The 17,858-nt window shown below is 58.0% G+C and carries 18 protein-coding genes; 8 read left to right on the top strand and 10 right to left on the bottom strand.

Features of this window, described 5'->3' with window-relative positions:
• Positions 1–11 precede the first annotated feature (11 nt).
• Genes EI185_RS09965 through EI185_RS09955 form a run of 3 tightly spaced genes read left to right on the top strand, consistent with a single transcriptional unit; the run spans position 12 to position 2,558 of the window.
• Positions 12–233, top strand: a complete 222-nt coding sequence (locus EI185_RS09965) for a hypothetical protein (RefSeq protein ID WP_124704999.1) — start codon at positions 12–14, stop codon at positions 231–233.
• Positions 230–427, top strand: coding sequence for a hypothetical protein (locus EI185_RS09960; protein ID WP_124704998.1), 198 nt, complete (start codon positions 230–232; stop codon positions 425–427). The genes EI185_RS09965 and EI185_RS09960 overlap by 4 nt, the downstream gene beginning before the upstream one ends.
• The gene (locus EI185_RS09955) at positions 414–2,558 is read left to right on the top strand and encodes a phage tail protein (protein ID WP_124704997.1); all 2,145 of its coding nucleotides are present in this window, start codon (positions 414–416) and stop codon (positions 2,556–2,558) included. Before EI185_RS09960 ends, EI185_RS09955 begins: the two co-directional genes overlap by 14 nt.
• Positions 2,559–2,822: 264 nt before the next feature.
• Here the strand turns inward: EI185_RS09955 and EI185_RS09950 are convergent, their stop codons facing one another.
• The 10 genes from EI185_RS09950 to EI185_RS09905 form a co-directional block, all read right to left on the bottom strand.
• Positions 2,823–3,257: a lysozyme inhibitor LprI family protein gene (locus EI185_RS09950; RefSeq protein ID WP_124704996.1), complete on the bottom strand. Its 435-nt coding sequence runs from the start codon at positions 3,255–3,257 to the stop codon at positions 2,823–2,825.
• A 471-nt stretch (positions 3,258–3,728) separates the two neighbouring features.
• A complete protein-coding gene (locus EI185_RS09945; protein WP_223247776.1) occupies positions 3,729–4,064 on the bottom strand; it encodes a DUF5615 family PIN-like protein in 336 nt (111 codons plus the stop codon).
• Position 4,065: 1 nt separating this feature from the next.
• Positions 4,066–4,281, bottom strand: a complete 216-nt coding sequence (locus EI185_RS09940; protein ID WP_223247775.1) for a DUF433 domain-containing protein — start codon at positions 4,279–4,281, stop codon at positions 4,066–4,068.
• Between the two features lie 578 nt (positions 4,282–4,859).
• A complete protein-coding gene (locus EI185_RS09935) occupies positions 4,860–5,903 on the bottom strand; it encodes a bifunctional UDP-4-keto-pentose/UDP-xylose synthase (RefSeq protein WP_124704994.1) in 1,044 nt (347 codons plus the stop codon).
• A 27-nt stretch (positions 5,904–5,930) separates the two neighbouring features.
• Positions 5,931–6,851, bottom strand: a complete 921-nt coding sequence (locus tag EI185_RS09930; RefSeq protein WP_124704993.1) for a formyltransferase — start codon at positions 6,849–6,851, stop codon at positions 5,931–5,933.
• Positions 6,848–7,798, bottom strand: coding sequence for a glycosyltransferase (locus EI185_RS09925; RefSeq protein WP_124704992.1), 951 nt, complete (start codon positions 7,796–7,798; stop codon positions 6,848–6,850). Before EI185_RS09925 ends, EI185_RS09930 begins: the two co-directional genes overlap by 4 nt.
• Positions 7,795–8,919, bottom strand: a complete 1,125-nt coding sequence (locus EI185_RS09920; RefSeq protein ID WP_124704991.1) for a DegT/DnrJ/EryC1/StrS family aminotransferase — start codon at positions 8,917–8,919, stop codon at positions 7,795–7,797. The genes EI185_RS09925 and EI185_RS09920 overlap by 4 nt, the downstream gene beginning before the upstream one ends.
• Before the next feature lie 2 nt (positions 8,920–8,921).
• Positions 8,922–9,293 (bottom strand): SMR family transporter, encoded by a 372-nt coding sequence (locus tag EI185_RS09915; protein ID WP_124704990.1) that lies wholly within the window; start codon positions 9,291–9,293, stop codon positions 8,922–8,924.
• Positions 9,290–10,927 (bottom strand): ArnT family glycosyltransferase, encoded by a 1,638-nt coding sequence (locus tag EI185_RS09910; RefSeq protein WP_124704989.1) that lies wholly within the window; start codon positions 10,925–10,927, stop codon positions 9,290–9,292. The genes EI185_RS09915 and EI185_RS09910 overlap by 4 nt, the downstream gene beginning before the upstream one ends.
• 133 nt (positions 10,928–11,060) lie before the next feature.
• On the bottom strand, positions 11,061–12,080 hold the full coding sequence (locus tag EI185_RS09905; RefSeq protein ID WP_124704988.1) for an AI-2E family transporter: 1,020 nt from the start codon (positions 12,078–12,080) through the stop codon (positions 11,061–11,063).
• Positions 12,081–12,227: 147 nt separating this feature from the next.
• Here EI185_RS09905 and EI185_RS09900 point away from each other — a divergent pair, with 147 nt between their 5' ends.
• From EI185_RS09900 to lplT, 5 genes are all read left to right on the top strand, one after another.
• Positions 12,228–12,827 carry a peroxiredoxin gene (locus EI185_RS09900; RefSeq protein ID WP_124704987.1) on the top strand — a complete coding sequence of 200 codons (600 nt, stop codon included), beginning with the start codon at positions 12,228–12,230 and terminating at the stop codon, positions 12,825–12,827.
• Between the two features lie 146 nt (positions 12,828–12,973).
• Positions 12,974–13,285 carry an ArsR/SmtB family transcription factor gene (locus tag EI185_RS09895; protein ID WP_223247774.1) on the top strand — a complete coding sequence of 104 codons (312 nt, stop codon included), beginning with the start codon at positions 12,974–12,976 and terminating at the stop codon, positions 13,283–13,285.
• A 21-nt stretch (positions 13,286–13,306) separates the two neighbouring features.
• Positions 13,307–15,427, top strand: a complete 2,121-nt coding sequence (aas, locus tag EI185_RS09890) for a bifunctional acyl-ACP--phospholipid O-acyltransferase/long-chain-fatty-acid--ACP ligase (RefSeq protein ID WP_124704985.1) — start codon at positions 13,307–13,309, stop codon at positions 15,425–15,427.
• Complete coding sequence (locus tag EI185_RS09885; RefSeq protein ID WP_124704984.1) at positions 15,427–16,662, top strand: amidohydrolase family protein; 1,236 nt, start codon at positions 15,427–15,429, stop codon at positions 16,660–16,662. The genes aas and EI185_RS09885 overlap by 1 nt, the downstream gene beginning before the upstream one ends.
• Positions 16,659–17,858 (top strand): lysophospholipid transporter LplT, encoded by a 1,200-nt coding sequence (lplT, locus tag EI185_RS09880; RefSeq protein WP_124704983.1) that lies wholly within the window; start codon positions 16,659–16,661, stop codon positions 17,856–17,858. Before EI185_RS09885 ends, lplT begins: the two co-directional genes overlap by 4 nt.

Here is a 17,858-nt window from a genome sequence, read left to right as displayed (position 1 = left end):
AGACACTATATATGTGGGTGCAAATCATCCTGTTCGTGGTCTCCCTGGTGGTCAGCTACCTGCTGCAACCCAAGCCGCAGAATGCCAAGCCCGGCAAGGTCGAGGTGCCCAATATCGAGGAGGGCAGGCCGATCACCGTGCTCTACGGAAGCCGCTGGATCGCCTCGCCGACCGTAGCCTGGTGGGGCGATATTTTGACCACGCCAGTACACGCCGAAGGCGGTAAAAAATGATTATGGTCACCATCACCGACCTGCGCGAACTGGACTACTGCACGCGTGGCGCACGCGCCTGGTGCGCGCGCATGGGCATCGATTGGCCTGGTTTCCTGCGCGACGGCATCGATGCCGATCTGCTCGATGCCAGCGGCGACGCGATGGCGATCAAGGCAGCACAACACGCGAGGATAAAACATGGGCAGCAGTAGTTCCTCACAAGTCGTCGGCTATAAATATTACCTGGGCATGCACCAGGTGTATTGCCACGGCCCGGTCGACGAGGTCAGCAAGATCCGTGTCGGCGAGAAAACCGTGTGGACCGGCAGCGTCACCGCCAACCAGCAGATCACCATCGCTGCGGAGGATGCGTTCGGCGGCACCAAAAAAGAGGGTGGCGTATCCGGCGCGGTGGATATCGCATTCGGCGCGGTGGGACAACCGGTCAACGATTACCTGGCCAGCAAACTCACCGGCACGCCGGTACCGGCATTCCGAGGCGTGCTGAGCCTGGTGCTGCGCCAGGTGTATCTGGCCGCGATGAACCCCTACATCAAACCTTGGGCAATCTTCGCCAAGCGCGTGCCGCGCCAGTGGTACCCGGCCAAGGCCGAGATCAGCGGCAATGCCAACCCGGCGCACATCATCTACGACGTACTCACCAATAGCCAGTACGGCATGGGCTATAACGCCGCCGACCTCGATCTGGCCAGCTTTACCAGCGTGGCCGATACCCTGTTCGCTGAAAACTTCGGGCTGTCCATCCTGTGGGAAGGCCAGCAAAGCATCGAGGATTTCATCGGCGACATCCTCCAGCACATCGACGCCAGCCTGTACGTCAAAACCACCACCGGCCTGTTCACCCTGAAATTAGCGCGTAACGATTACCTGGTATCCAGCCTGCCGATCCTGTCCGGCAACAACGTGATCCGCGTCGACCGTTTCAGCCAGGCGCTACCCGGCGAGCTGACCGGCGAGGTAGTGCTCAAATACCACGACCGCGATGCCGGCAAGGATGCCAGCGTCAGCGTGCAGGACATCGCCGTGATCCAGATGCAGGGCGGCCAGGTAGTCAGCGTCACGCGCGATTTCAAGGGCATTCCGGACGGCACGCTGGCAGCCGCTGTCGCCGCGCGCGAGCTGTCCACACTGTCCACGCCGCTGATCCGCGCTTCGCTGATCTGCAACCGCACCGTATGGGGGCTTAACCTGGGCGACGTATTCCGCTTGCAGTGGGCGCCGTATGGCGTTACCGATATAGTGATGCGTATCGCCTCGATCGACTATGGCGACCTCACCGACGGCCAAATCCGCATCGAGTGCGTGCAGGATATATTTAGTGCCGCGCATGCGGTGTTCGCCGCACCGCAGCCGAGCAGCTGGACCTCACCTTCCAGCGCCCCGGCAGCCTGCCCGCAACGCATCCTGTTCGAGGTACCGTACTGGACCCTGGTGCGCGAAGTGATCGGCCAGTTCCCCAGCCTGTTCGCCGATCTCGACCCGCTGTCCGGACTGGTCGGCGCCAGCGGTACTCGGCCCAGCGGTGATGCCTATAACTATGAGCTGTGGGATAGAACCGGCGCAGTCGCTTACGGCAAAAAGGCCAACGGCAGTTTCTGCCCGACCGCCGTGCTGGCCAACAGCATCGGTGTCACCGATACGATTATCAACATCATCAACCCAACCGCGCTGGGTGATGTCCAAATCGACAAGTGGGCGATACTGGGCGGGGAGATGCTCAAGGTCAAAGCCGTCGGCACCAGCACCGTCACGTTCGCGCGCGGCGTGCTCGATACCGTCCCGATCGCACACAGCGCCGGCGAGATCATCTATTTCGCCGATTCCCGCAATGCCATCGACAAAACAGAGTGGAGCAGCGGCGAGATCGTCAATATCAAGCTGCTGCCCACTACCAGCCTTGGCACCCTGGCCGAAGCCGCCGCACCAGCAGACAGCATCACTCTCAATGCGCGCTACATCCGCCCCTATCCGCCAGGTAAACTGCTGATTAATGGCGTGGCCTATCCCGCCACCATCGTAGGCCAGCTCACCGTAGACTGGGCGCACCGCGACCGCCTGCAACAAACCGCCTACCTGGTCGAGCAGTCCGAAGTCAGCATTGGCCCTGAAGCTGGCACGACCTACACGCTGCGTATCTACGGTGATGGCGGTACCCTGAAACGTACAGTCACTGCATTGGCAGGCACGACCTACACCTATCTGACCACAGACGAGCAGACTGATAATGGCGGTATTGTTAATACCAGTTTGAGGATTGAACTGGAGGCGGTTAGAGCAGGATATGTGAGCTGGACGAAACACAACGTCAGCTTTTCAAGGTAAGATCAATTGCAATACATGCAATTTATTTGTTACTGATGCAAAATATTAAATCATCAAATATCTCACTTCTGAGCGAAAAATATATCGCGCGGCGTTAGTGCCATTCTCTTTGGTTACTTTCTCTTGGGCAAGCAAGAGAAAGTGACTTGCCGCCGGGCAACCCCCGGCCTGACGCGGCTTACAGAATGTACGAACCTGTTTTAGTCACCCAGAAATGTGATGACGGCAAGACCCGACCCCCATCACTCGGCGCGTAGAGATTGGTTAGGGGCATTGTGATGCATCTCCTTGAATACACGACCGCCAGTTGCGTAATTGTGTGGTCCTACGTTTATATTCTTTTTGTCGGCAAGAGTTCGCCCTCGCCATAACATAATGGAATTCACCTCCTGAAATGGCTGGGCCAAATTCACAATTAATATCAACAGATTTTGTCCATGCAGTTTGCGCGTTTCTTAACCAAGACTTGGTAGCACTTGGAGCAATCTCCGATGTTTCATCAGGTTTTTGCGGAAGCAATGACAAAAGCTTTTTGTATTCAATCATTACGGCCTGTTTATCTTCGTTTAGTCTCTGTACAGAACATGCTGCAGTTGCATCAGGCGTCACTTCGTCTTTTTCGCATGGATCAGAAGCAAAGGTATGTATAGGTATAGAAACAAGCCACAGTAATAACAACGTTTGCTGCAATGCGCGCATTAAGTGCCCCTAATGTGTTCGAGTTGAGCGACACCCCGAAGGGGCGCCAGCGAAGGCACCTTCGTAAAAACGCGGGGTCGGGTCTAGCCATGTAGCATTTCGCCAGTCACACCAAGCCGAGGTTGCCCGGCGGCAAGTTCTTTCTTTGCTCGTGCAAAGAAATGAACCAAAGAAAACACGCCCCACCTTGCAGGCCTTCGGCTTCCCCCTGGCATCAGACCAAAAACCGGCCGGGGCGGGAACTCGCTTGCGGCTCAAACAGCCATCCCGCCTGATCGGTTTTTGGCCTGACGCCAGGGGCTGTTGCAGAGGGGAAGTGCGCCTCAGAGTTCACTTTCCAACGTGAGCCAAGTACGAGCCAAGAACCGGGTCTTGCCTTTTGCCTATCGAATTTAATTCCGAAAGATAAAAATGCATGTTAATTCTTTAACAACTCAGGTTGCTTCAATTTCAATGTCTTCAATAAACACATCAGCCGCTAATCTCGACTAATCGGTTTCCAGCTTCAAATGCCGCGATGACAGCAGGCAGCTCACGCTCGAACCAAGCAAGCAATTTTTCATTGGGGCAATTGCCTATCCTGACCCAGGCGATGGCAGGTGCATTTTTGCTGACGGATGCCCGGATGGCAAAGTCTTCATCTTTGGTGATGATCACTGCGCCGTCTGCAAGGGCGTAATCCCATATTTTACTGTCACTCGCTTCGAGCAGATCAACATCGAGTACATGTATTGCCTTATGCCCCAGCGCGGTCAACTTTCTGGCCAGGGCGGGCGGCAGCTGCGCATCGACCAGGAAGCGCAGCACGTCAGGCAGCTATCAGGACGGGGTGGTCGAATTGGCGCGCGGCGTACAGCAGCACCGCGGTAATGTCATCCGCTTCGAGGTAGGGATAATCCACCAGTATCTGTTCGCGGCTTTCACCTGCAGCAAGCAATTCAAGTATGTCGCTGACGCGTATGCGCATGCCACGAATGCAGGGGCGACCTCCGCATTGATCGGGGTTGACGGTAATTCTTTCCATTGGCATTTTCTCCACTCTGAATTTCATCAACCAGAACTGATTTTGCGAGTCTAAAACACACCTCTGCGGGACGCAATCAAGTCGTTTGTTTTACACACACGCCGTCATAAGCGCCGTCATAATGGTCACATCATTGTAATGATGTATTTCGCAAATGTGATACCAATTCAGCGCGTGATTGGCCGGGGTTGCCCGGCGGCAAGTTCTTTCTTTGCTCGTGCAAAGAAATGAACCAAAGAAAGCACGCCCCACCTTGCAGGCCTTCGGCTTCCCCCTGGTATCAGGCCAAAAACCGGTCGGGACGGTAACTCGCCTGCGGCTCAAACAGCCGCCCCGCCTGATCGGTTTTTGACCCGACACCAGGGGCTGCTGCAGAGGGGGAAATGCGCCGCACGATTTATCGGCCCGGTAAATTTCCAGGCATGACCCAACCTGCAGACGAACCCCGCTTTAGCCCGCGTAGGGCGCAATCGTTATTGCGCCGAATGGACGCCGCATCCGGTGCAATGCGCTTCGCTTATTGGCACCCTACTTAGGCCTTACGCAAACCGGGCAAACCCGCCCACGAAACCTCTGCTTTAATTTACCAGATCCCGCGCCGCAGCCACCTGATCCTTGTACGCATCGAATACGTGTTTCAACGCTTGTTCCATGCTGTATTCAGGCTTCCAGTCCAGGTCTTTCATGGTGTTTTCGATTTTCGGCACGCGGTTCTGCACGTCCTGATAGCCTTTGCCGTAGTAGGCGGCGGAGGTGGTTTCCACCATCTTCACCTTGGCGGCGTTGTCGCGGTATTCGGGATAGGATTTGGCCAGTTCCAGCATCATGGTCGCCAGTTCCTTGACCGAGAAATTATTGACCGGGTTGCCGATGTTGTAGATCTGGCCGTTGGCGACGCCGTCTTTATTGTCGATGATTTTCATCAGCGCGGAAATGCCGTCGGCGACGTAGGTGAACGCACGTTTCTGGTTGCCACCGTCGACCAGCTTGATGTCTTCGCCGCGCACGATGTGGCCGAGGAACTGGGTGATGACGCGCGAGCTGCCTTCCTTGGGAGTGTGGATGCTGTCCAGCCCGGCGCCGATCCAGTTGAACGGACGGAACAGGGTGAATTCGAGCGCACCCTGCATGCCGTAGGCCCAGATGATGCGGTCCATGAGCTGCTTGGAGCAGGAGTAAATCCAGCGCGGCTTGTTGATCGGGCCGAGTATCAGCTCGGAATTTTCCGGGTCGAATTCGGTGTCATGGCACATGCCGTAGACTTCGGAGGTGGACGGGAACAACACGCGCGTGCCGTATTTGACGCACTGGCGCACGATGGGCAGGTTGGCTTCGAAATCCAGCTCGAACACTTTCAGCGGGTCGGTCACGTAGGTGGCCGGGGTGGCGATGGCGACCAGCGGCAGCACCACGTCGCATTTCCTGACGTGGTATTCGATCCATTCCTTGTTGATGGTGATGTCGCCCTCGAAGAAATGGAAGCGCTCGTTGCCGGCAAACTCGGCGACGCGGTCGCGGTTCATGTCCATGCCGTAGACTTCCCAGTCGGTGGTCTCCAGGATGCGCTTGGACAGGTGATGACCGATGAAACCGTTGACGCCGAGGATAAGGATTTTTTTCATGAATAGGCCCGTTTAAAAGTTGAAAATTTATATCAGGGGGATTGAATGGCGACCATATTGCTGGACAAAATCGGCTGGCGCAATGATTTGTCCGTCCAGTTCCAGTTCAAGAATGCGCAGCATGCCGCCATCGCCGCATACAGCATGGAAGGTTTTACCGTCACAAAGCAAAGCGGGGGAGGTGACCGCAGCTTGCGTACCAACTACCCGGCTGCGTAACAAGCGCGCCGGTTTCCCAGCCAGCGTGGTATGGGCGCCAGGATAGGGGGGTGCAACGGCCCGGATCAGATTGTGGATGCTTTGTGCCGGCTGTGACCAGTCTATACGCCCGTGTTCGGGACGGCGTCCGCCAAAATACCCACCCTGGGTCAAATCCTGAGCCGTGGCGGTAGCTGTACCGGAAATCAGGTCAGGCAAGGCGCGGTGCAGGGTTGCTTCCGCTGCGCAAGTAAGCTTGCGCATCACTTCGGCGGCGGTGTCGTCGCGCAGGATGGGCACCGCCTGCTGATCCACGATAGCACCGGCGTCGGGCTTTTCGGTCATGTAATGCAGGGTCGCGCCGGTTTCGCGTTCGCCATGAATGATTGCCCAGTTTACCGGCACGCGGCCCCGGTATTGCGGCAGCAGCGAGCCGTGCATGTTCAGCGCGCCACGTTTTGGCAGCGCCAGCAAAGGTGCCTTGAGCATCAGCTTGTAGTAGAACGAGAACAGGAAATCCGGTGTCAGTGCGCGGATTTTTTCCACGAATTCCGGCGTATTGGGGTCGTCGGGGGTGACGGTGGGGATGTCGTAACGCGCGGCGAGTTGCGCCACGCTGTCGAACCAGATGGTGTCGCCCGGCGCGTCGGTGTGAGTCACCACCAGCGCCACGTCCACACCCGCGTCGAGCAGCACCGACAGGCAGCGCACGCCGACATCATGGTAGGCAAACACCACGGCGCGGGTCACGGTTGGTCTGCCCCGGTCTGCTCCAGCACGGCTTCGATCAGATAGCGCGGACGCTGGCGCACCTGCTGGTAAATGCGCCCGGTGTATTCCCCCAGCAGGCCGATGCCGAACAGCACCACGCCGAGCAGGAAAAATACAATCGCAAACAGGGTGAACACGCCGTCCACTTCCGGCCCCAGAAAGATGCGGCGCAGGCCCAGATACACCACCAGCAGTCCGGACAGCAGCGACAACACCAGCCCGACCATCGAGAATATTTGCAGCGGCACCAGCGAAAAGCCGGTCACCAGATCGAAATTGAGGCGGATCAGGTTGTACAGCGAGTATTTCGATTCGCCTGCCGCGCGTTCCTCATGCGCGACCTGCACCTCGCCGGGATTGCGCGCGTAGGTATAGGCCAGCGCCGGAATGAAGGTGTTGACCTCGTGACTATTGTTGATGGCGGCAATCACCTCGCGACTGTAGGCGCGCAGCATGCAGCCCTGATCCGACATCACCACGTGGGTGATGCGCTCGCGCAGGCGGTTCATCGCCCACGAGGCATGGCGCCGCCAGGATGAATCCTGGCGTTGCTGACGCACGCCGCCAACGTAGTCGTAGCCTTCGTCCATGCGCGCCAGCAGCTTGCCGATTTCCTCCGGCGGATTTTGCAGGTCGGCGTCCAAAGTCACCACACGCTCGCCGCGGCAACGCGAGAACCCGGCCATGATCGCCATGTGCTGGCCGAAATTGCCGGCCAGCAGCACGACGCGCGTCACGTCCGGGCGGCGCTCGAACTGCTCGCGCAGCATGGCAGCGGAACGGTCGCGACTGCCGTCGTTGATGAAGATGATTTCGTAACTCAGATTCAGCGCGTCCAGCGCCGGGTACAGGCGCGCGAACAGCACGTCGAGGCCGGCCTCTTCGTTGTATACCGGGATGACCACGGATAACTGCAGCGCGCTCATTGCATCACCTCGTTCAACACTTCGGCACAGGCAGCGCATACGCGTTCGACGTCGGCCTCGGTCATGGCGGGGAACAATGGCAGCGTGGCAATGCCGGCGCCCACGCGCTCGGCATGCGGGAACTGACCAGCGCTAAAACCAAGCTCGCGGTAGAGCTGGAACAAGTGAATGGGCGGGTAGTGCACGCCGATACCAATATCACGGGCCTTCATGCGCGCGATGAATTCGCCGCGCGCGATGCTCATGCGCTCCAGCGGCAGCACGATCTGGAACATGTGCCAGTTGGAATCGGTGAAGTTTGCCGGCGGCAGCTCGCAGCCGAAGTTGCGGTCAAAATGATCGAAATAATGCCGTGCCAGCTCGCGCCGGCGCGCAGTGAATGCATCCAGGTGGCGCAGCTGACCGAGGCCGATGGCGGCGGCGATATCAGTGAGGTTGAATTTTCCGCCGGCCACGTCCACCTCCATGCTGCCGTCGGGCTGGCGCACCACACCTTGCAGGCGCAGTTTTTCACACAAGCCGGTAAGGCTGGCGTCGGGGAGTACCAGGCAGCCGCCTTCGCCGGTGGTGATGTTCTTGTTGGCATGAAAGCTGAAGGCCACCAGATCGCCGAAACTGCCGATCGCACGCCCCTTCCAGGTCGCCCCGAACGACTGCGCGGCGTCTTCAATGATGCGCAAGTTGTACTGTTTGGCAATGGTGTAGAGACGGTCGCGATCCACCGGCAGCCCGGCCAGATCCACCGCGATGACGGCGCGGGTGCGCGGCGTGATCGCAGCTTCGATCCGGTCCAGGTCGATATTGCGGGTGACCGGGTCGATGTCGACAAATACCGGTTTCGCGCCCGCCAGCACCACCACATTGGCGGTCGCCACCCACGACAGCGGCGTGGTGATGACCTCGTCGCCGGGCTGGATGTCGATCAGACGCAGGGCAATCTCCAGCGCGGCGGTACCGGAATTGAGGCTGCGCACCACGCGCCCGTTCATCAGCGCGGAGAGTTGTGCCTCGAACGCCTGCACCTTGGGTCCGCTGGTAAGCCAGCCGGAGCGCAGTACGTCGCCGACCTCGGCGATGGTTTGCTCGTCCAGTGACGGGCGGGTAAAGGGTAAGAAATCCATGTTCAGGTTCTAGCCAGCAAAAATACGCCAAAAATAATCACGCCGATGCCGACCAGACGTTCCACAGTCAGTGCCTCGCCAAACAGCCACCACGCCGCCAGCGCGTTGACCACATAACCGATCGACAGCATCGGGTAGGCCAGGCTGACTTCGACGCGCGACAGCGCCATGATCCACACCACCACGCTGATCACATAACAGGTCAGGCCGCCCAGGATATGCGGCTCGGTGGCGAGCTTGATCCCGACCGGCAGCAGATTATTGGCGCTGAAAGAAAATGCGCCAACGCTGTTGGTGCCGGCTTTCAGCAGCAATTGCGCACAGGCGTTGAGCAGCACGCCGGTCAGAATCAACATCCAACTGACCGCGCTCATGGTGTGGTCACCACCGCACGACGTGTGTCGCGGGCTATCAAACGCATCGGCAGTTTTTGCTGCACGAACTGGTCATAAGTTGACGGCGACATCACCGCCAGCGCATAAGGTTGTTGCAGCCAGATTTTTTTCCATGCTTCCACGGTCGGTATCCATTTGTTGGGTTCCTGTTCCAGCCCGAATGCCATTTCATCGGTGTGCGCCACCAATGTGACGGTGCGATCAATGTATGGCGGCAGCGTTTGCTCGTACATCCCCACACTATAAAACGGTACGCCCGGTTTGAGGTAGGGTTTGATTTGCTGGGCGATATTGTAGGCCGAACTGGCCGGTGAGAGTTCGTTATAACCCATGAATGTCAGTTGCGCCGTGAGCATGCCGGCCAGCGCCAGCGAAATCACCGCCGGACGTACCCGCTCGCGATGTGAGAACCATAATGCCAGCAGTGTGCCGATCAGCCAGCTGGCCGCTGCCGCCTGAATCCAGGGGACGAAGTGGGCATACAAAGCAGCCGGCACCTCGGTGCTGCCGGCACGCACAGACATGGGCGCGAATACCAGGGCAGCCAGTGCAATCGGCAACATGATGAGGAGTTGCCGGAACAGCGTCTTGCCGGATATGCGGCTGAGCCGATCGCCCATCAGCAGCGCCAGCGCCGGAAAGATCGGCAGGATGTACGGAACCAGCTTGGAATCGGATTTGGAAAAAAACAGGAAGATGAACACCACCCAGATCAGCAGCATGCGGCGCGGCGCAAACTGGCCGCGTGCGGGCGCCTCGCTGCGCCAGGCACGCCAGAGGCTGTCGAACATCGGGAACAGCCAGGGCAGGATGCCCAGCATCACCACCGGAATAAAGGTGTACCAGGGGTGGACGCGGCCGTGAATCGTGGTCAGAAAGCGCAGGATCTGCTCGTGCACGAAAAAGAACCACGGAAACTCCGGGTTGTCGATGGATACGGTAATGAGCCAGGGCGCTGCGACGGCCACAAAAATCAGCAGCCCCACACCCAGATGCAGGCGTTTCCATAACGCCCAGTCGCGCTGGATCAGGCTGTACAACAACAGCACCGTGCCCGGCAACGCGATGCCCATCAGGCCTTTGCTGAGCATGGACAAGCCCATTGCGGCCCAGCAAACGTACATCCAGTTGCGATTTTCCCGAGTGCTCGCCCCGTCGCGTTGCGCCAGCAGCATGGTGGCCAGCGTCAGTTCCATGAAGAAAGTGACGCCCATGTCGAGGATGTTGATATGGCCCAGCATCACATAGAGAAAGCTGCTACCCAGTACCAGCGCACCCATCAGCCCCGCCTCGCGCCCGAACAGGCGCATGCCGGTGTAATACACCAGCACAATGCCGAGGAAACCGGTCAGTGCCGACCACAGCCGGGCGGTCCAGTTATGCTCCCCGAACAGGGTGAAAGCGGTGGCCGTGGCCCAGTATTGCAGCGCCGGTTTTTCGAAATACTTGATTCCGTTCAGGCGCGGCGTGTTCCAGTCTCCGGTGGCCACCATCTCGCGCGGAATTTCCGCATAGCGGCCCTCGTCGGGTCGAATCAGCGCGTTGTAATCGAGGGGAGCGAACCAGGTAAACGCTGCAACAATCAGCAGCAGCAAAAGCCAGGCGCGTGACAAAGGGGGATGGGCAGAGTTCAAGTAGGGATGTGTAGTTGGTTGGTGGGCGAACCGGATTATATCAAACCCGACTTACGGGCTGCTTAAGCGTTTATTCAGTATCCGGGACCCGGGGTAATTTTGTCGGAACCGATTACACCAGGCCACGCGCCGACAATTCGTTTTTAAGATAAGCATAATAAATCGGTCCCGCTACCAGACCCGGCAGACCGAATGCTGCTTCCATCAATAACATGGCCGCCAGCAGTTCCCAGGCGCGGGCGCTGATCTGGCTGCCGACAATGCGCGCGTTGAGGAAATATTCCAGCTTGTGGATGAGGATCAGGAAAACCAGAGAGCCGATTGCCACAGCCAGCGACTGGCTCAGGCTCACCACCACGATGATGGTGTTGGAAATCAGATTGCCGATGACTGGCAGCAGGCCGGCGATGAAAGTGACTGCGATCATGGTTTTGGTCAGCGGCAGGTGGATCCCTGCCAACGGCAGAATCAGCACCAGATAGATGGCCGTGAACGTTGCATTGATTGCGGCAATGCGCACCTGGGCGAACACGATGCGGCGGAATGCCAGGCCGAGCCGGCTGATACGTTCCGTGAGCGCGCGCGCCAACGGTTTGTAATCTTCCACGGCCACCACTTCGCGCAGCGCCACCAGGCCTCCTATGATCATCCCTATCAGAATGTGCGCGATCAAACGACCGGCCTCTTTTCCTGCCAACTGCAATGTGGCGGCATGGGTACGCAACCACTCCGAGGCGACGAGCTTGAATGTTTCGGCATCCGCCGGCAACCGTTCAAGCACCCAGTCGGGCAGGATCTTGCGTGAATCCTCAATAATTTGCGCCATTTTTGAAAACAGCATGGGCAGACTGCCGGCATCTGAACGGAAAAAGGCGATGAGTCCCACGCACGCCAGCGTCAACACGCTGATCACGGCAAATGACAGAAGAGCCACCGCAATAATCTTGGCACGCTGGCCGGGCAAGTGGCGCGCAATCCAGGGCGAGATCAGGTGCACCAATTCGAACACCAGCAACCCGGCGAGCAGCGCAGGCAGCAAGTGAAACACCAATACAAACAGCAGCACGACCGCTGTCGCCAACCATGCGGCTATTTCACAAGCAGTGGGACGTGAAGTTCGGGCATCATCCATAGCTAGGCAGTTTGTTTTTTATGATGGGTACAGTTTAACCGGTTTGCTGGAGTTAATTCTTAAGTAAAATTGACAGATGGCCCTGCGCTGGCTAGATTGAAAAAGCCTCAAGCAGAGGCAGAATTTTTATCACAACAGGAGTTTTTCATGGCAGTTCTCGTCGGCAAAGCCGCACCCGATTTCACCGCAACCGCCGTATTGGGCGACAATGAAATCAAGGACATCACCTTTTCCGAATTCACCCAGGGCAAATATGTCGTGCTGTTTTTCTATCCGCTCGACTTCACCTTTGTGTGCCCGTCCGAACTGATCGCTTTCGATAATCGCCTGGAAGAATTCAACCAGCGCGGCGTGCAAGTCATCGGCGCCTCGATCGATTCCGAATATACCCACCTGGCGTGGAAAAACACCCCGGTCAATAAAGGCGGCATCGGCCAAGTTAAATATCCATTGCTGGCCGACATCAAACACGACATTTGTCGCGCCTACGATGTGGAACTGAACGGCGGCGTGGCGCTGCGCGGCTCGTTCCTGATCGACCGCTCCGGCATCGTGCGCCACCAGGTGGTAAACGACTTGCCGCTGGGGCGTGACGTCGACGAAATGCTGCGCATGATAGACGCGCTGCAATTCACCGAAGAGCACGGCGAAGTGTGCCCGGCAGGCTGGCAAAAAGGCAACGCCGGCATGGGTGCCTCGCCGGAAGGCGTGGCCAAGTATCTGGCCGAGCACGCTGAATCGCTGTAAACAAGCACGGTATTAAATTAAAAACGGCCATCCTGTGGGATGGCCGTTTTGGTTTGAGTATCCGAAGTATGACTGTGCATGGGTAGTGATTATCTTGTGTAGAAATAATTGTTGACACATATAACTACATGAGTAAACATGTAGTCATGTATACCGATCTCATTCAGGCATTACCAGACGAGTGGAAAGATGTTTCCGGGATGTTCGTCGCCTTGGGCGATGAACAACGTCAACGCATCCTGCTCACATTCCAGCCCGGGGAGCGGCTAAACGTTACGCAAATTGTGACTGCATCTACGCTTAGTCGCACGGCTGTGTCGCACCACCTCAAGATACTGCGCCAGGCCGGGGCATTGCAAAGCGAAAAGATAGGCAAGGAAGTGTACTTCTGGGTCGACAAAAAAAATATCGCCGCCACCTTGCAGCGTGTACTGGATTACGTCAAAAACAATAGTTGAACAGCGACAAAAAGGGGAGAGATTTTGAAAACGTTATTGCGCCTGTTGTGCAGGATACTGTTTCGGGTTGAAATTCACGGTGGCGTCAATCTGCCCGAAACCGGAAAACTGCTGATCATCGCCAATCATGAATCATTTCTGGATGGTTTGTTGCTGGGGCTTTTTCTGCCGATACGTGCAACCTTTGTGGTGCACACCACGGTGCTGAACAATCCGGTTTTCCGCTTGCTATTATCGCGTGTGCCGCATCTGGCGGTGGATCCAACCAGCCCGCTGGCGATGAAGAAGGTTATCCGGCTACTGGAGGCAGGTAAGCCGGTGGTGATTTTCCCGGAAGGCCGAATCACCATGACCGGCAGTCTGATGAAAGTCTATGACGGTCCGGGATTTGTTGCCGCCAAGACCGGCGCCACCATACTTCCGGTACGGCTGGACGGGGCGGCACGCTCCTACTTCAGCCGCCTGTCGGGCAACCACCCGCGCAGCATTTTTCCAAAAATCACCCTGTCCATTCTGCCCACAACCTCCATCACCATGCCCGATGCGCCCAGCGCAAAATTGCGTCGCCGTATGGCGGGAGAAGCGATGCGCCGCGTGATGCAGGAAATGCTGTTCGCCTCGCAGCCGGTGCAAACACTGTTCAGTGCCTTGCTCGACGCAATCAAGATTCATGGACGCGGCACGCGCTTGCTGGAAGACATGCAACAGAGGGAGGAGACCTACGGCCAGCTACTGAAAAAAAGCCTGGCATTGGGGCGTCTGGTCGGCAAGGTCAGCGCTGTCGGTGAGAACGTAGGGGTGCTGCTGCCAAACGTCACCAATACCATTTGTCTGATTTTTGGCATGAGCGCCATGCGGCGTATACCCGCCATGCTGAACTATACGGCCGGTAGTGCCGGGATGCAGAACGCCTGCATCGCAGCCGGGGTGCGTACCATCGTTACCTCACGTCAATTCGTGGCGGCCGCCAAACTGGCACCGGCCCTGGCAGGTCTGGAAAATCTCAATATCGTTTATCTGGAAGACCTGCGTACGCAGTTCAGTCTGTGGGACAAGATATGGCTGATGGGCTTTGCCCGCTGGATGCCTGCCCTGGCTGTGCAGCAAGGGCAAGCGGACGATCCTGCGGTCGTGCTGTTCACTTCCGGCTCGGAAGGCAAACCCAAAGGCGTGGTGCATACGCATCGCGGCATCCTGTCCAATATCGCTCAGATTCGAGCGGTGATCGACTTCTCGCCTTCCGACAAATTCATGATCTCGCTACCGCTGTTTCATGCCTTTGGATTCACGTGTGGGGGCATCATGCCATTGGTGACGGGTTCCAGAATGTTCCTTTATCCATCGCCATTGCACTATCGCATCATTCCCGAGATTATTTACGACCGTGGCTGCACGGTGCTGTTTGGCACCAGCACCTTTCTCGGCAACTATGCCCGATTCGCCCATCCTTACGATTTCTACAAGCTGCGTTACGTCGTGGCCGGGGCGGAAAAGCTCAACGAAGAAGTGCGCAAGACCTGGATGGAAAAATTCGGCATCCGCATCCTGGAAGGCTATGGCGCCACCGAATGCGCGCCGGTGCTGGCGGTCAATACGCCGATGGCCTGCCGCGCCGGCACGGTTGGTCCGCTGCTGCCTGGTCTGGAATCAAGGCTGGAGAGCGTACCCGGCATTGCACAGGGCGGCCTGCTCAGCGTGCGCGGCCCCAATGTGATGCAAGGCTATTACCTGTTCGATAACCCCGGGGTGCTGAAGCCGCCGGCAGACGGCTGGTACAGCACCGGTGATGTAGTGGAGATCGACGCGGATGGCTTCGTGCGCATCCTGGGCCGCGTCAAGCGCTTCGCCAAGATTGCCGGAGAAATGGTGTCGCTGGAAGTGGTGGAGCAGATTGCCAATCTTGCATCGCCGGACTGTCAACACGCCGCGACCACGCAAGTTGATCCGCAGCGCGGCGAAAATATCCTGCTGTTTACCACGGATGCAGGACTTGGCCGCGAAGCTTTGCTCAGCGCCGCGCGGCAACTGGGCAGCCCGGAACTGGCTGTAGCCCGCAAGATCATGCAGGTGGCTGGATTGCCGCTGTTGGGTACCGGCAAGATTGATTACGTCACGCTGAAACAGATGGCGGAAGCCGCGTAATGAAGCGCCGTGAATTTTTGGGTGCTTTGGGCGCGTTAGGGTTGGGCGCTGCGGGCGTGGGCGCATGGAAATACTGGCCGGAACAGGGATTCACCAACCCATGTCTCGCCGGCCTGCCGGAAGCTGTCGCGCACCATCCGCTGATGCGCTCGGTATGGGCAGGGCTGGATCCGGCGCAAGTATGGGATAGCCATGTTCACCTGGTAGGTGAAGGAGATGCAGGCAATGGCGCATGGTTCAGCCCGGACATGAACAGCTTGGGGCATCCGTTGCTGCGCTTGCAGAAATCGTTTTATATGAACGCGGCCTGCGTCAATGAAGTTCCCGGCAAACTCGACACCAGCTATGTTGCCAGAATGCTCCAGCAGATTGAAAGCCTGCCGGCAGGATTCAAAGCCCTGTTGTTCGCTTTCGATCTGTTTCATGACGAAGCCGGCAAGGCCGACAAGCAACGCTCCATTTTCTACATTTCCAACCACTATGCGGCGCAGGTTGCGCACGCCCATCCCGCGGCTTTCGAGTGGGCGGCATCCATCCACCCGTACCGGGCTGATTGTGTAGAGGCTCTGCAATCGGCAATGCGTGAAGGCGCGCGGGCCGTTAAATGGCTGCCCTCGGCTATGGGGATTGATCCGCTTTCATCACGCTGCGACCGATTTTACGAAGCACTGGCAGGGGTGGATATGCCCATCATCAGCCATGCCGGGCGCGAGCTGGCAGTGCAGGGCGGCAATCAGGATTTCGGCAATCCATTGCGCTTGCGCCGGGCAATGGATCACGGCGTACGGGTAGTCGTCGCCCACTGTGCCTCCGATGGCAGCGACCAGGATATCGATCAAGGCCCGAATGGTCCGCGCGTGCGCAGTTACGAACTGTTCGCCCGCATGATGGACGAGCCGCGCTACGCGGATAAACTGCATGCCGATATTTCTGCGCTGACCCAGCTCAATCGGGCCTGGGCGCTCAAGGCCGTATTGCAGCGCGACGACTGGCATCCGCGCCTGCTCAATGGTTCCGATTATCCCTTGCCCGGCGTCATGCCGTTGTTCTCGGCTATCGACATGGCGAATAGGGGCTTGCTTGATCCTGCCGCAGTGCCATTGTTGCAGGAGATCAGGGTGCACAATCCGCTGTTGTTCGATTTTGCGCTGAAACGTTTGCTGCGTTTTGACCAACACCAATTTCCGTCCAGCGTATTCGAGACACGTCGTTTTTTTGAAAGGAAGTCCGCATGACCATTCCGAACTTCAAGGCTGGAAGCCTGTTTTCGCGCGGCATGATTGCGGTGCTGGCTGCGCAATTTCTTTCTGCACTGGCGGATAATGCGCTGCTGTTTGCCGCCATCGCGCTGCTTAAATCGCAACAGGCGGCAGCGTGGCAAACCCCGCTGCTGCAGGAAGCCTTCGTGCTTGCCTTCATCCTGCTCGCTCCATTTGTCGGGCCGTTTGCCGATTACATTCCCAAGGGCCGCGCCATGCTGCTGGCCAATGCCATGAAACTGATCGGCGCTGCCATGATGCTGTCCGGCGCACACCCGCTGCTGGCATACAGCCTGGTCGGAATCGGCGCGGCGGCCTATTCGCCGGCCAAGTACGGCATCCTGCGCGACCTGGTGAGCGCCGACAAACTGGTCAAGGCCAACAGCCTGATCGAAGGCTCGACCATCGTCGCTATTCTGCTCGGTGCAGTGCTGGGCGGCATGCTGGCGGACTGGTCGGTGCTGGGCGCGCTGACCAGCGTGGTCGGCGTCTACCTGTTGGCGGCGCTGTCCAACCTGCTGATTCCGCGCCTTCCGGCAGAGCATCCGCTGACGCAGCTCTCGCCTGTCGTGCTGGTAAAGGATTTCGCCCGTGCATTGCGTACCCTGATACGCAACCGCGACGCACGTTTTTCGCTGCTCGGGACCAGCATATTCTGGGGTGCGGGCAGCACCTTGCGCTTTTTGCTGGTGGCGTGGGTACCGGTCGCCCTGCTCATCACTGACAATACGGTGCCCGCCACCCTGAGCGGTGTCGTCGCCATTGGTATCGCCTTCGGAGCTGCCGCTGCTGCGCGCTTCGTCAACCTGAGCAATGTCAACCGCGCGCTGCCCGCCGGTATCGCCATCGGTCTGCTGATCATGGTGTTTGCACATGTCACCAGCATGCCAACCACCATAGCCATGCTTGTCCTGATCGGTGCCTGTGGCGGGTTTTACGTGGTGCCGCTCAATGCTTTGTTGCAGGAACGCGGCCACGAAACCGTCGGTGCCGGTCACGCCATTGCCGTGCAGAATTTTTTCGAGAACCTGACCATGCTGCTGATGATCGGCGTGTACGTGCTGCTGATTAAATCCGGCATTTCAGTTGTCGCAGCGGCTACCGGATTCGGCGCGCTGGTACTGGTAGGGATAGGATTGCTGGCTTGGTGGCGGCTGGCACGCAGCGAATGA

It is taken from the genome of Sulfuriferula multivorans (genome assembly GCF_003851125.1).
GTDB classification, from domain to species: domain Bacteria; phylum Pseudomonadota; class Gammaproteobacteria; order Burkholderiales; family Sulfuriferulaceae; genus Sulfuriferula; species Sulfuriferula multivorans.
The sequence above is the reverse complement of the archived record's forward strand: the minus strand, read 5'-3'. Positions and strand labels throughout refer to the sequence as shown.